Here is a 14,076-nt window from a genome sequence, read left to right as displayed (position 1 = left end):
CTTCCATCTCTCCATTCAAAAAGATTTCAATAAATATCAACAAAATTCGGTTGCCGCTTCTCGTTGAATGCACGAACACCTTCCTCTCGATCCGGATGCGTCACCGTTCGGTTATAACACTCAAGCGCCAATTCGACGCCCTCCTCAAGTGGCATGTCTATCCCTAGACGAAAGGCCTTCTTCGCCATTCTTACAGCGAGTGGAGAATTTTTGGAGATGAGACGCGCCGTCGTGATCGCCTCCTCCAACAGTGTCGTCGGTTCGCACAATCGATTGACCAAGCCATGTGCATACGCCTCTTCGGCATCCAAGTGACAACCGGTTAACATGAGTTCCAAAGCCCTACCGCGCGGTAGAAACCGTCCGAGCGTCTGTGTGCCGCCAACTCCCGGAATAATACCGCGGGTCACTTCAGGGAGGCCAAACCGTGCCGTCTTTACTGCATAGACGAAATCACCACTCAATGCCAACTCGCACCCCCCACCTAGTGCGTAACCGTTCACCGCAGAGATGACAGGTTTGGGACACTGACGGATTTTTCGATGTACCTCCTCAAACAGCCTATGTTGACGAGCCCACTGTTCAGGTGTCATGCCGTTGCGTTCCTTTAAGTCACCTCCCGTGCAAAATGCCCGATCTCCAGCTCCAGTAATGACTACAACGCGGATTAGTGAATCGTCGTAGATTGCGTCCATCGCCGAATTCAACTCGCCTCCAAGAGCCGTATTAAATGCGTTCATGACTTCGGGTCGATTAAGAGTCAGTACACTAATCTTTCCATCATCCAATTTCTCCTCTAGCAATATCCCCATCGGTCATCACTCCTTTGGTGTTAAAGGACCACATTAGGCGGCAGCGAATGTAATTCACTCGTCTTGCCGGCCTTGATGACTTGACCTGGCAACTCGTGTCCCAGTTTTTGTTCCATCTGGCGGGCAAAGGCCATGAGGGCGTCGAGATCGATACCCGTTGATACACCCATTTCCGAAAACATATGAACCGTGTCCTCTGTACAGATATTCCCAGTTGCTCCCGGAGCAAATGGACATCCCCCTATTCCACCTAGCGATGCGTCGAAGTCAGTAATACCTTCTAAAAATCCGGCGTACACGTTGGCAAGCCCCATCCCTCGCGTGTTATGAAAATGAAGATGAAGCTCCAAACCGGGCCAACGCTCTCTTACCAATCCTACAAGCCTTCTCACCTGCACTGGATTCGCCATACCTGTGGTATCTGCCAGACTGACGGCCTGGACGCCTAATTCAACGTACCGTTTTACAACAGTCAGAAGCCTATCTGTTGGTATTCGGCCTTCGAATGGGCAACCAAACGATGTAGCGATCCCTCCTTGCAACGGAACCCCTGCTTGGTGGACCAAGTCACTTACCGCTTTATAATCTTCCAATGTTTCAAACGTTCCTCGTCGAAGATTGGCGCGATTGTGACTCTCACTTGCTGAAACAACCAAGTTGACCTGATCAGGATTGGTAGCCAACGCTCTCTGTGCCCCGCGAAGATTCGGAACGAGCACACTGTACGTCGTACCTGGAAATCGTTTTATTTGACCCATCACTGCTTCCGCGTCGGACATTTGCGGTACAGCCTTCGGATGAACAAATGAAGTGACCTCGATCCCGTGGATACCCGCCGCTCCAAGTGCGTTAATCACCTCAACTTTCACATCGGTCGGTACAGGGTTCGGCTCAATTTGAAACCCGTCCCTCGCTACCACATCTGTAATTCGAACTTGATTTCCGGACATGTTCTCCCTCCTAATCCTGTCGTCAAACGATTATGTTCTATCGACATACCCTAATCGGGATGAGAGTGCGCGACTGGACTCTAACAGCGATTTCACCCATATTGGTACACATGAGTCATTTAATTCAGATAATAGACCCGTGAGCGTTAATGCTGCGATGACTACCCCTGTTTGATCCCGAACGGGAGTACTGATTGAAAAAGCGGTTGGTTCCCGTTCTCCCCTACTAATAGCCCATCCAGTTTTCCGGATCCGTAAGCATTCCTCTTCATACTCGTTTCGGGATGCAAGTGTATTGGTTGTTAGTGGTACCCAAGTGACCTCTGCGAGAACCGCATCACGCTGCGGTTTTGAAAGCCACGCCATGAGAACTTTGCTAGGGGAACCCGCATAAATCACTCCGACTTGCCCAATATCCACATATTCTTCTCCACCGTGATCCCACTCCTCCATAGCAATGGCTACGCGAAATGCTCCGTGCCGAACAAACAAAAGCGAACTCAAGTGGGTTTCGCGGCTGAGTTTTTGTAAAAATGGCTTAACGGTTCGACGCAAAGGTTGATGCATGATAGACGAGAACACATAGGAATACATACGGCTCCCGAGACCGTAGTATCTGCCCTCCTGCCTAACGAGATAATTCCTTTGCATCGCCTGCAACAGCCGAAAACAAGTCGGTTTTGGCAAATTGGTTCGGTGTGCTATTTCCGTGAGTGACAACATCTGACTGCCCTCGAGACAATCCAAAATTGCGAGGACCCTATCCAGCAATTCGATATCTTGATGAATGGCGGAAGACTTCCCACAAATCAACATTTTCTCTGCTTCAGTCAACATCTGCTGACTTCCCTTCTAAAGACAGTTAAATCAGCTCAACTAGTTTTTCAAGCTGAGAACTCCCCTCATCGATTCCTAGGGTTCGAACAACGTTTCGCAAGTCACGGATATTGTCAGACGACATACCGGCTGCTCTTAGTAGTGAAGCAACTTTTTCATCAAGAATTTCATCCGTAATTGGACATTCCGGGTCACCAATTGGATGCAATACTTCTTGCTGATCAAGCGTTCCATCGTTCCAGAACACGGTTACTCTTGCCGGGTTGTAATCTGGGAGTAAATCATCATATGTGGAGTCATGCACTACTTCAACTTTGGAGAATATCTGATTAAAATTCACATCTGATCGGCAATGGCTGACTTCGAAATCTTGTATTCCAACCGAACCGATTAGCCACGCCAACGCACAACAGTAGGCAATACTAAACTTGGCCTCCTGGGGCGTCTCGGGGTTCGAATGACCTGCTACACGTATTGCTGTCGCAAATGTTTCAACGACAATCCTCTCGACTGCAACCCCTTCACGCTGCCTGCCACGTATCGCAACGACCGCGTCAATGGGCGCATGTGTGAACCGACAGGACGCCCACCGTTTCCTCGATATGCCTAAGATTGCTGGTCTACCAGTATCCAACCCTTCAACTAGATCCAACGGTCGAGGTGAGTCCGACATCGCTCTCAAGAAGCCCTGATCGCCTTCAAGAATACGATGTGGTCCCGTCAGCCCCTCTTTCGCGGCGAGCGCAGCCAGAAGTCCGTGTAGGCTGGCCATCCCGATGTGATACGGCTTTGTGAGCGCACCATCTAAATTGAACTGCCACAAGCCCGCTGCTTCGGTTCCGGCATTACCCAAGGCCCACATCGTCTGTTGAACATTTAGGCCCAAGATGACAGCAGCAGCAGCAGCAGCTCCAAAAGCACCTGCCGTCCCAGACGTATGCCACAGCCTGTAGTGTGACGGATTGACAGATCTACCTACGTGTATCCCAACCTCATATCCAGCGATAATTGCCCGTAAAAACTCCCTATCGGAAGTGTTAGGTTCGATGGAAAGTGCGGCAAAAGCCGCGCTGATAGGCGTAATTCCGGGATGAAGATATGCAGTTCTCTCAACATCGTCTAATTCGAGCACGTGAGAAGCTGCACCATTAAGTAATGCGGCCATCAGCGGATGAACCCTTTGGCGTCTTCCGACGACAACCGAACGACCTAGCATAGGGTACCGATCCAACAGTGTAAAGAGAGGCTCAACCCGGGATTCTGCCGCACCTGCCACAGTGCATCCAATCCAATCCCATAACGCCTCCTGCGCCATCTTTAACACGGCCGAATCCTTGAACACTTGATGGCTGCTGTGCACGATATACTCTGCAAGATGCTCTGTTTCTCGGGCCACTCAACGGCACCTCCCTGCTCAATCACTAAATCCCATTACTAACTTGCGATCTTCTCAAGAGCGCGTTTAGCCGTACGAACTCCGAACGCGCTGATAAGGATCCCCTCAAGTAGAAAGGCGACAGCCACGTAGATAAAAACAGATAGATATCCGAAATGTGTGTAAATCCCGGCGACGAGGAGGCCACCTGCAACGTTTGCCAAACGCCCTAAACCATTCGTAAAGCCAGCTCCGATTGATCGAATTCTGGTGGGGAAAATTTCTGGAGTGTATGTGTACAACAACGCGGTCATTGTTTGCAGCAACATGGCTGACAGAAAACCAAAAACAAGAACCGTTACTTCGCTGAACATCATTCCGTACAAAATCACGCAAACCGCGATGATTATTGTAATAACAAGAAGGCTTTCCTTCCTGCCAAAACGATCCGTTATGGGCCATGCCAGTAATGCACCGGGTACCGCACCTATACTGATAATGGAGGAAAAGGTGAGACTTTTGACGACTGTGTAACCATGTTCGACTAGCAGTGTGGGAACCCAAGCTGTGAAGCCGTAGAAGCCTAGGATTGCAAGAATCCATACCACAGATAGAACGATGGTACGTTTTCTAAATTCACGACTGAATAACTCTGATATGGGAACTTTTTCACTCATCGTTACCGGTTCCAGATCCTTCGGTTCCGGTAGTGCTCGCCCAATATGGCTTTCAATCTGTGTCTCTAGTCCCTTTAAAATCCTCTCTGCCTGTTCCACACGTCCCTTAATTTCCAACCATCTCGGGGATTCGGGCAGGTGACTTAAAATGAGGATTGCGACAATCAATCCTGCAGCACCTAAAACGAAGACCCACCGCCAACCATCCGGTCCTGTGGGAACAACAAGACGTGCAAACCAAGCCATGATGGGAATGCCCAGGAGTCCGATTCCCAAAATCAGTGACTGGTAGCGACCTCGGACGTCCTTCGGAAACATCTCACTCACATACGTTAATCCTGAGACCGTCATGGCCTCCATTCCAATACCTGTGACAAATCGGACCACTTCAAGCCCTGCAGCACTCGTTGTAAACGCATTCACGAGGGAAAATAAAGAATAAAACACTGTGGACCAAAATAGTGCTCTTCGACGCCCAACTAAATCGGCAAACCAGCCACCAATCAGCGCTCCGACAAACATCCCAAGAAACGACGCGGATACGACCATTCCTACTGTCCCAACGGTTAGGTGCCAATATTTCACCAAAGCTGGAGCTGCATAACCGAACGTGTTTAAATCTCCTAATTCGAACAGGAATATCAACGACAATAACAGGATGATCTTTGAGTGCAAGCGCGTAATCGGCAATCGGTTAACACGAGCAGCGATTGTGCCGTTGCTTAACCCATCCGCTCCTTGCATACTTCTCTCCCCTTTAACTTTCGATTTGAATTATCAGAATTATATGTTTGAGGATTCGATAATCCTCTCGAAGGCGACATGATTTCATTGTGTGAAACAATTTGTTTGCAAGCAGGACGATTTAAGAAGTAGAGGAGGAGAAGAATGTAAAATTTAAATAAGTCCCCCCGTCTTACCCAAAAGGTTGACGGGGGGCTTTGTGATAATTCGCAGTTATGGAGCTCATACCGTTCAATGTTTTACCCAATTAAAACATTCCGTGTAGATTGAATCCTATTGATCTCGAACAGACAAACTCATTTCCCCGAGCCCTTCAAATTCTACTGACACTCGGTCTCCGTCGTGAATGTAAACCGCTTCCGTAATGCCACCGGTCAGCACAAGCATACCCGGTTCAATACACTTCCCGATCCGGTGCAACATGTGTACCTGTTCAATGACGGATCGCACCGGATGTCCAAGGACCGCCGCACCTGCACCAGTCTGTACGACCTCACCGTTCTTCTTCATGACAACCCCTACATCACTCCACTGACAGTGATAGGGCGAAAATGCTTGGTCGCCAACATAAAATTTTGCACTGGAGGTGTTGTCGGCCACGACATCTACTAGGGTAAAGGAGAAGTTTTTATAACGGCTATCAATTACTTCAACGGCTGGCATCACGCATTCAGTGGCAAGCCAAACATCCCGTGGAGTGATCTGGTCACCCTGCAGCCTATGTTTAAAGACAAAGGCAATTTCAGGTTCGATACGAGGATGGATGAGTCCCTCAAGTGATATCTCCGGTGTGAGAAGTTCCATCGATTTAAGGAGGTGTCCATAAATCGCTTCGTCAACACCCACAGACTTCTGCTTGGCCTTACTCGTCAATCCCATTTTCCAGCCAATCAACTTATCACCATTTAAGGTGTACTTTTGAATGACGAGCTGTTGGATGGCATAGGCGTCCTCAACGCTCAAGCCATCGTACCGAAGGGTTATTTTTTCAAGTTCTTCCGCAGTCGTTTGATGACGGTAAATTTCTTCAGCGATAGCTTCTAATGACACCGCTCGATCACTCCTCGTAGACTCTTCATACCACCACAGGCGAAAGCGTGTTGGCTTACTTCCCTTTGGCGATCTCCAAGGCGACATCAACGATCATATCCTCTTGACCACCAACGACCTTTCGCCGTCCTAGTTCTACCAGTACGTCTCGGGGATCGACGGAAAACTGTTCAGCGGCACGAGATGCGTGTAACAGAAAGCTCGAGTACACGCCGGCATAACCGAGGGTTAAACTCGACTTATCAGTAATGATTGCCTGATGCATCCGCGGACGGACGATGTCCTCCGCGGCATCCATCACTGGGTACAGTTGTACGCCTGTATCGATACCGTATTTTTCACAGGCAGCGACAAATACTTCGAGTGGCGTATTGCCAGCACCCGCGCCTAGACCACCAAGGCTGGCGTCAATTCGGTATGCTCCTTCTTCGACAGCGGCAATGGAGTTCGCCACCGAAACACCTAGATTGTTATGCGCATGAAAACCCACCTGGACGTCGGAAGGTAGTTTGTTTCGAACGGACGACACTTTCGCCCTCACTTCGTCCATGAGCATGGCACCGGCTGAATCGACAATGTAGACGCACTGGGCGCCGTATGAAGCCATCTTCGTGGCCTCTTCGACGAGTACCGTTTCCGGGGTCATATGTGACATCATCAAGAATCCGACCGCGTCGAGACCCAGTTTGCGTGCCTCCCCGATGTGTTGCGCTGAGATGTCCGCCTCAGTCGAGTGCGTCGCCACACGGACAGCCTGGATCCCACACTCTACTGCCTGTTTCAGTTCTTCTACTGTCCCAATCCCTGGAAGAAGCAGCGCTGCAACTTTTGATTTTTTGACCACACTAGTCACCGCACGTAAATAGTCCTCTTCTGTCTCCTTAGAAAACCCATATTGGACAGAGCTCCCACCGAGGCCATCCCCGTGCGTAGCTTCGATGAGTGCGACACCAGTTCCGTCAAGCGCCGAAGCAATTGCCTTTGCATCATCAACGCTGAATTGGTGTCGGACAGCATGCATTCCGTCGCGTAGTGTGACGTCAGTCAACTCAACTCGATATTTAAACGCCATGGTTGGACCTCCTCAGTTCTGTACAGCCAGCTTATGTTTGGCATATTCCTCACCAAACTTGACAGCGGCAGAAGTCATAATATCGAGGTTCCCTGCGTAGACGGGTAGATAGTCTCCAAGCCCTTCTACTTCAATGGACACACTGACCAAATTATCCTTGAAGATAGGATCTCGGTTTAACCGGTATCCGGGAACATAGGTCTGCACATGTTTAACCATGTCGTGAATCGAGTTGTTGACTCGGTCGTAGATTTCATCATTTGCATCTTCCATCATGCAGTAAATTGTATCCCGCATGAGAATGGGTGGAACAGCTGGGTTGAGTATGATAATTGCCTTACCTCGTTTTGCACCACCGATGACCTCGATGGCCCGTGAAGTCGTCTCTGTAAACTCGTCGATGTTCGCACGCGTGCCAGGCCCTGCGCTCTTGCTCGAAATCGTTGCAACAATTTCCCCGTAAGAGACGTCAACGACTCGGTTGACCGCATATACGATGGGCACAGTCGCCTGTCCCCCACACGTGACCATGTTTACGTTTTCGGAGTCGAGATGATCTCCCAAATTGACTGCAGCAATGACGTAGGGACCACGTGCCGCTGGCGTCAAGTCTATCGCTTGAATGCCTGCCTCCCGAAGCAGCTTGGCATGCCGGACGTGGGCTTTTGCACTGGTCGCGTCAAACACCATGTCTGGGCGGACACCGCTCGATAAGACAACACCCAATCCCTCAGCAGAAGTCTCAAGACCTGCATTTTTTGCCCGTTGGAGCCCGTCAGAGTTAGGATCGATGCCTATCATCCAGCAAGGTTCAATCCATTTACTTCTCAGCAGTTTTATCATCAAGTCTGTACCAATGTTTCCAGACCCGACAATTGCAGCTGTTAATTTTGACACGTTCTCTCCACCTCTATCTGTCTTTAGCTCGGTCTAACATTGAAGCGTAAATTCAACGCGGCCCAAATGGCCAAAGGATAACGAGACGTAGTCGCCCGGGTTAACAGGCACAGCCGCACTCACGGCACCCGACAGGATGATGTCTCCAGACCTCAAAGTCGTGCCGAGCGATGACAGCTTGTTTGCTAACCACGCCACCGCTACCGCTGGATTTCCCATCACAGCAGCGCCAGCACCAGTCTCTACAACTTCACCATTAATCTTAAGGACAGCACCTGCTGTAAGGATGTTCGTTCCAGCAATCGCTTGAACCGAATCGCCGAGTACAAAGCATCCTGAGGATGCGTTATCGGCAATGGTATCGGCTAACTTGATCTTCCAGTCAGTGATCCGACTATCGATCACCTCCACTGCTGGCACTACAAAGCGGGTCGCACGAAGAACATCCTCAATCCCAATGTTCGGCCCCTCCAAATTATCTTGTAGAACAAACGCCAGCTCCGGCTCTACCTTTGGCTGAATGAATGGATAATCCACCACGTCGCCCGAGTGGTAGCTCATAGAGGCAAATAAATGGCCAAAGTCAGGTTCTTGGACACCTAGCATCCGCTGCATCGCCTTGCTGGTCAAGCCAATCTTATGCCCGACAACTGGATCGCCCATCGCCTTTTTCCGATTGACGTTCTCCAATTGAATCTCGTAAGCTTTCTCCAACTGAATTCCCGGATAACGATCCGTCAACGCTGCGACTACACGTCGATCCTTCTCAGCGTTATATAGTTGTTCTGATATTTGATGTACTACGGATTCATCTACAAACAAGATTCAAGTCAGCTCCCATGTTTGCTTTGACGCCAAAGAAGTCCGAACAAGCATCCTTTAAAAACATTTCTTAGTTGCTTTGTTCGCGTATTTTCTTTACCGTATTGCCGGCTATGCCAAAGTGCGAAGTTGGTACCTCATGTACTGCAACGCGAACTTTTTCAATCGGTTCTTCTAGTGACTCACTGATTGCTTTTGATACATTTGAAATCATTTTTGCAATCTTTTCTTGGTCACGTCCGTGAATCAACTGAATCGTCACTAATGGCATTAGAGATTCCCCCCGTGTAATTCGATAGCAACAGGGCGGATCGGTGACCCGGTTGCGCCGGTCAATCTCAGTGGGAGACTGACGAATAGAAATTCATCAACCTGTGCACTGGCCAATTCCTCTAAATTCAGGCATTCGATGAGATAAATTCCGTTCTTCGCAATCAGAAATTGATGGATAGGCAACCCTTCAATTTCAGGAGCACGCCGCTCGTAGGCTACAGTATCCGCACCCGTCAGAAAGACTTGGTGTTTTGCCAGCCACTCAGCCGCCCCGATATCCGGACCCGGAACGCCTCCTCTGCCCCCATTGAAGGTCGGGGCGTCATTCCAGTATCGCCCCCACCCCGTCCTAATCAGGACACAATCTCCAGGTTGAATACTGACTCGTTGTTGTGTAGCTGCTCGCTCGAGATCTTCTGCCGTAATGGCTTCCGCTGGATCAAGGACGTCTTTCCCTCGCAATCTAGGGATGTCGAGCATGATACCTCGCTTAAATATCGGGGGAATGGTCTCTACACCCAAGCTCCGAAATCCCCGCTTAAAATGCTCCCCACGCTGCACGTCGGATGCTTCCAGTCCGCCATAAAGTTTCCCATAGTCGGAAACATGGGCCAGAGCATCAATATGTGTCGAGTGGTGCCCGCTCATCACGACTAGTTCATTAGACGATCCGTAGCCGCAGTCCAATTCAATATCACCGTGGCGATTGTTGAGTGTCATGAAGAATGGTGGATGGGCTGGATAAACTGGCATATCCCGCTCTAAGCTATGTCCCAATTCGTAAATTTTCGACTTCGAGAGTGTCTCAAGTAGCATGGACATTCAGCTCCTCTATGGTGTTTTTCCTAATCTTCTAAGCATCATAGTTGTTTAGGGTCGCATCAAACTCTGCGGAACGACTTTCCGGACTGATCAGGCCGCCAATTAAAATCAACAGTCCACCAAACGCAGCGATGACAATTTCGGTGTACTCATAGGCCATAAAATGTTTGAGGAAAATCATATAAAATGACGTGAAGGACGGGACGATAACTGCCAAGCTGTAGCCGATACCGTAACCGGATGCTCGGACTCCAGTTTCAAACATTTCGGTGATAAAGGCGGTCAATACCCCGTATACAGAGATAGTTAAACCCGTCACAATAACGGTCATAATCACAATGAACGTGCTTCCGTTCGTTGCGTGATGGACTAATTGAAAGTAAACGTAAGGTACAACTGTGAGTCCAACTACCCCGAACAAGATTAGTACGGCTCGGCGACCGATCTTCTGGCTCAGCATACCGACTGGGATAAACAGGAAACAAAGCACAATGTTCGCCCAAAGACTCGCCGCATTCGAGACGTTCCCTTTGACGCCGATGTACGTCATAATTCCTGGAAGCATGGAAACAACGGCATACAGCATGAACCAGACGCCCGACATAACAACAAACACGACAGATAATCTCCGAAACGACTCTCCATGAAATAGTTCTTTCAGTGGAGCCTTGGCCTTTGAGGTTTGCTCCCATATTTTTGACTCTGGGACTCTCCGGTAATAGAGAAATAGTAGAAATGAAATGATGGCACCCAAGATAAATGGAATTCTCCATCCCCATACCGCATACGGCGAGGTCGGACCATTTGCGGGTGCAATGTGAAACATGACCATCATAATGACCGCGATTACTACTAAAGCAACAGGGTATCCGCTGTTGATAAATCCACCGTACATCCCTCTACGTTTCCTTGGGCTATATTCCATTGCCAGCGGGGTTGCTCCAGTATACTCGCCGCCTAAAAATATTCCGCCGATGAGCCGTAGGATCGCCACAAGGATGATGCCCGTGAGCCCCCACGTTGTATAACCGGGCAGAAGAGCAATTAAAAACGTGACAATCGATGCCCCTGCAACCGCAACCAATGTCGTTTTTCTGCGGCCGAATTTATCTCCATAGTGACCGAAAATAATCGAGCCCAGTGGGCGGCCGATTAGAGACAGTGCGAACACAACATAGTACAACGTTGTACTCGTTACGGCTGGCAGTCCCTTAGGTTCAAAGTAAGACATCGCGGGACCAAGGACCGTAACTGGCAAGTAAACGTCAATCATATCTACCATAAACCCAAAGAATGCTGCTATGAGTGCCCGGCGGCCTTCTGCACTAACATCTTCCTGATACTCCATCACTTCTACCAACATAATCCCCCCAACATCCCTGGAAGCATTCATTTGCCTTAACCGATCTCTTCCACACGTTACAAATGCCATGGTCATTGGTAACGCTTACTTTATTGATACACATGTAATCTAGGGGCCCACCCGCAGTCTATCTCTGGATTTCTATTGTGTCCAATATTATTATTAATATAAATATAATAACAATTTTGATATAGAATTAGGTGTTCCCTATGCAACTACAGCAACTACAGTACTTTTGTACCGTGGCAAATATGGAAAGTTTCACAAAAGCAGCCGCACATCTATCTATATCTCAGCCTGCTCTAAGTAGGTACATTCGGAGTTTAGAAGATGAACTGGGTGTCGCTCTCTTTGACAGGATAGGACGTTCTGTTCGGTTGAATTCTTTTGGTCGTGCATTCTTGTTTCGCATTGAACGTGCACTGGGCGAGATCGCGACTGGGCTTCAAGAGGTTCGTGAGCTAGACGATCCGCTTTCCGGGACTGTAGCTTTTGGATTTTATCTGACCTTCGGATTTCATCTTGTACCAGATATCATCGGAAAGTTTCATCAGCAATACCCGCAAGTGGAGTTTAAGCTTCATCAGAATTCGACCCAATGGATAATGGATAAGTTACTAAGTGGTGAAGTCGACTTGTGCATGACTAGCCCAATTGAACCAAGAAAAGGTATCGCATGGAGAAAGCTAGTTGAAGAAGAGTTGTTTGTTTACCTACCAATAGGCCATCCATTGGCGGATCGGTCATCAATTAATTTGAGTGAGCTATCAAACGAGTTCTTCATTAGTCTCAAAGAGGGGAACGCGATTCGAACTCAAACCGAGGAACTTTGCAAATCGGTGGGTTTTACTCCCGTTTTTCGATTTGAAGGAGAAGATGTCCCAACCGTTGCTAGCATGGTGGCGGCTGGGCTAGGAGCTACACTCATCCCTGCTTTCTCAGGAATCAAGACAATCAAGCAAATTCCTGTGCTAAATCCTGTCTGCCGAAGAGAGATTGCGCTGGCTTGGCTGGAAGAGCGGAAACTTGCACCCTCAGCTGAACTTTTTCGGCATTTCATCTTACATGAGTTTGACCAAGCGTAGTGAATCGTTCCGTATGCGAAGGGCATCAGGGTCCACAGATCAGGATCTAAGCACGTTTGCCAAGCAAGACAATTTGTAGACTTGTGTTGGTCTCCCTCTTACCCCAGGTCTGTCTGTGCCTGTAATCTCAACCAGACCAGCATCCACCCAGGACAGTAATAGGCGATGGGTTGTTCGGACAGTTACCTGTAAAATGGACGCCAGTTCTCTTGCTGTGTATTCCAGTTTACCGATTCTCGTAACGTGGTTTACGAGTTTAGCAAGGTACCCAGCGGACAATCCTGCCGCCTCTGCCTTGGTCAACAGACCAACGTCCAGCAGAGACAAGTTGACTGCCAGGGGCTCAGCTAGCTCTAAAGGCCCAATGACACTTTTGTCTTCTCTGACGATAAAGCACATGTTTCCTCCTCCATCAATACAATGACCAAGCGCCAGACGGGCGTGTGTACCGGCATCAAAGGCTGACGCTCCGAATCCGACACCAATACTCAGCGATAGACCAAATCGGTTTTCGATCTCCCTGGCCAAAGGCAACGACTTATACCCTCCTGTCACCGTTTCAAAGATGCCCCGCGTTGTGACAAAGAGATATTCCGTTCCGCCTAGAGCCGTCAAATGGCCTTTCCAGGATTCCACATATTCAAGTAAAATTCGATGAATGTCTAATTTCATTCTCTGAACGTCGTGTTCGGAGCTGCTTTTTTCCGAAGTACGCCTAAGGTCATCAATATTGATAATGCCCACAACAATCTGGGATTCCTTATGCCTTCTGGATTCAGTCGATAATAGAGCGCGTTCTAGTGAAACAATCATATCCTGCTCCGTTGGCAAAATCAGTTCGTTCGGAATGCCCGCTTCGTCAAGCCATCGTGAAACACACTCAATACCCGTTAAAACCGCCGAACACCGACCAGTTTCCCACTCGTACAGGTGAAACTGAAGCACGTCATACGGTTGGAGCTCTGCCATTCTTGGATAGTACACAATTTGAAGCTCCTGTTCGTCAAGCTCCCGTAAGACTTTATTCATAAACAGCTTTCCTATGGAGTCTGTGGACAAACGGGTTGTGTCGGTTTTCAATCTAATTTTGTACAAAGCCCGATATAGAGCAGTACCTGTGAGAGGGACAAAGTGTACTGGAATCTGTCGATTAGCATGATTTCTTCCCAGATAATAAGAAAACGGGTCAGTAAAGAGTAGTACATCTGTACGTACCGAGATGTCCTTCGTCACGGTTTGAAAATCTTCTTGTGTCGAACAGGTTCCTATGTGCGGGACGAACGTTGGGAACTGCTTC

The 14,076-nt window shown here is 48.8% G+C and carries 14 protein-coding genes; 1 reads left to right on the top strand and 13 read right to left on the bottom strand.

Features of this window, described 5'->3' with window-relative positions:
- Positions 1-26 precede the first annotated feature (26 nt).
- The 12 genes from NZD86_RS00735 to NZD86_RS00680 form a co-directional block, all read right to left on the bottom strand.
- A complete protein-coding gene (locus tag NZD86_RS00735) occupies positions 27-812 on the bottom strand; it encodes an enoyl-CoA hydratase/isomerase family protein (protein ID WP_268044585.1) in 786 nt (261 codons plus the stop codon).
- A 20-nt stretch (positions 813-832) separates the two neighbouring features.
- Entirely contained in the window at positions 833-1,762 is a 930-nt protein-coding gene (locus NZD86_RS00730; RefSeq protein ID WP_268044584.1) for a hydroxymethylglutaryl-CoA lyase, read from the bottom strand.
- Between the two features lie 30 nt (positions 1,763-1,792).
- Positions 1,793-2,599, bottom strand: coding sequence for an IclR family transcriptional regulator (locus NZD86_RS00725; protein WP_268044583.1), 807 nt, complete (start codon positions 2,597-2,599; stop codon positions 1,793-1,795).
- Positions 2,600-2,624: 25 nt separating this feature from the next.
- Complete coding sequence (locus NZD86_RS00720) at positions 2,625-3,995, bottom strand: MmgE/PrpD family protein (RefSeq protein WP_268044582.1); 1,371 nt, start codon at positions 3,993-3,995, stop codon at positions 2,625-2,627.
- A 38-nt stretch (positions 3,996-4,033) separates the two neighbouring features.
- The gene (locus NZD86_RS00715) at positions 4,034-5,395 is read right to left on the bottom strand and encodes an MFS transporter (protein WP_268044581.1); all 1,362 of its coding nucleotides are present in this window, start codon (positions 5,393-5,395) and stop codon (positions 4,034-4,036) included.
- 273 nt (positions 5,396-5,668) lie between these two features.
- Positions 5,669-6,445, bottom strand: coding sequence for a 2-keto-4-pentenoate hydratase (locus tag NZD86_RS00710; protein ID WP_268044580.1), 777 nt, complete (start codon positions 6,443-6,445; stop codon positions 5,669-5,671).
- 55 nt (positions 6,446-6,500) lie between these two features.
- Positions 6,501-7,517, bottom strand: a complete 1,017-nt coding sequence (dmpG, locus tag NZD86_RS00705; protein ID WP_268044579.1) for a 4-hydroxy-2-oxovalerate aldolase — start codon at positions 7,515-7,517, stop codon at positions 6,501-6,503.
- 12 nt (positions 7,518-7,529) lie between these two features.
- Positions 7,530-8,414: an acetaldehyde dehydrogenase (acetylating) gene (locus NZD86_RS00700; protein ID WP_268044578.1), complete on the bottom strand. Its 885-nt coding sequence runs from the start codon at positions 8,412-8,414 to the stop codon at positions 7,530-7,532.
- 33 nt (positions 8,415-8,447) lie between these two features.
- Complete coding sequence (locus NZD86_RS00695) at positions 8,448-9,236, bottom strand: 2-keto-4-pentenoate hydratase (protein WP_268044577.1); 789 nt, start codon at positions 9,234-9,236, stop codon at positions 8,448-8,450.
- Between the two features lie 70 nt (positions 9,237-9,306).
- A complete protein-coding gene (locus NZD86_RS00690; protein ID WP_268044576.1) occupies positions 9,307-9,507 on the bottom strand; it encodes a 2-hydroxymuconate tautomerase family protein in 201 nt (66 codons plus the stop codon).
- Positions 9,507-10,325, bottom strand: a complete 819-nt coding sequence (locus NZD86_RS00685) for a cyclase family protein (protein ID WP_268044575.1) — start codon at positions 10,323-10,325, stop codon at positions 9,507-9,509. Before NZD86_RS00685 ends, NZD86_RS00690 begins: the two co-directional genes overlap by 1 nt.
- A 37-nt stretch (positions 10,326-10,362) precedes the next feature.
- Positions 10,363-11,679 carry an MFS transporter gene (locus NZD86_RS00680; protein ID WP_268044574.1) on the bottom strand — a complete coding sequence of 439 codons (1,317 nt, stop codon included), beginning with the start codon at positions 11,677-11,679 and terminating at the stop codon, positions 10,363-10,365.
- A gap of 224 nt (positions 11,680-11,903) precedes the next feature.
- Between NZD86_RS00680 and NZD86_RS00675 the strand changes: the two genes are divergently transcribed.
- Positions 11,904-12,779 carry a LysR substrate-binding domain-containing protein gene (locus tag NZD86_RS00675; RefSeq protein WP_268044573.1) on the top strand — a complete coding sequence of 292 codons (876 nt, stop codon included), beginning with the start codon at positions 11,904-11,906 and terminating at the stop codon, positions 12,777-12,779.
- Between the two features lie 39 nt (positions 12,780-12,818).
- Here the strand turns inward: NZD86_RS00675 and NZD86_RS00670 are convergent, their stop codons facing one another.
- Complete coding sequence (locus tag NZD86_RS00670) at positions 12,819-13,808, bottom strand: helix-turn-helix domain-containing protein (protein WP_268044572.1); 990 nt, start codon at positions 13,806-13,808, stop codon at positions 12,819-12,821.
- Positions 13,809-14,076 lie beyond the last annotated feature (268 nt).

It is taken from the genome of Alicyclobacillus dauci (genome assembly GCF_026651605.1).
In the GTDB taxonomy this organism is placed as follows: Bacteria; Bacillota; Bacilli; order Alicyclobacillales; family Alicyclobacillaceae; genus Alicyclobacillus; species Alicyclobacillus dauci.
The sequence above is the reverse complement of the archived record's forward strand: the minus strand, read 5'-3'. Positions and strand labels throughout refer to the sequence as shown.

Excerpts from the sequence above, each read along its gene's own strand:
- NZD86_RS00735 (WP_268044585.1), bottom strand. The coding sequence starts at position 812 with ATGGGGATATTGCTAGAGGAGAAATTGGATGATGGAAAGATTAGTGTA.
- NZD86_RS00730 (WP_268044584.1), bottom strand. The coding sequence starts at position 1,762 with ATGTCCGGAAATCAAGTTCGAATTACAGATGTGGTAGCGAGGGACGGG.
- NZD86_RS00725 (WP_268044583.1), bottom strand. The coding sequence starts at position 2,599 with ATGTTGACTGAAGCAGAGAAAATGTTGATTTGTGGGAAGTCTTCCGCC.
- NZD86_RS00715 (WP_268044581.1), bottom strand. The coding sequence starts at position 5,395 with ATGCAAGGAGCGGATGGGTTAAGCAACGGCACAATCGCTGCTCGTGTT.
- dmpG (WP_268044579.1), bottom strand. The coding sequence starts at position 7,517 with ATGGCGTTTAAATATCGAGTTGAGTTGACTGACGTCACACTACGCGAC.
- NZD86_RS00690 (WP_268044576.1), bottom strand. The coding sequence starts at position 9,507 with ATGCCATTAGTGACGATTCAGTTGATTCACGGACGTGACCAAGAAAAG.
- NZD86_RS00685 (WP_268044575.1), bottom strand. The coding sequence starts at position 10,325 with ATGCTACTTGAGACACTCTCGAAGTCGAAAATTTACGAATTGGGACAT.
- NZD86_RS00680 (WP_268044574.1), bottom strand. The coding sequence starts at position 11,679 with ATGGAGTATCAGGAAGATGTTAGTGCAGAAGGCCGCCGGGCACTCATA.
- NZD86_RS00675 (WP_268044573.1), top strand. The coding sequence starts at position 11,904 with ATGCAACTACAGCAACTACAGTACTTTTGTACCGTGGCAAATATGGAA.
- NZD86_RS00670 (WP_268044572.1), bottom strand. The coding sequence starts at position 13,808 with ATGAATAAAGTCTTACGGGAGCTTGACGAACAGGAGCTTCAAATTGTG.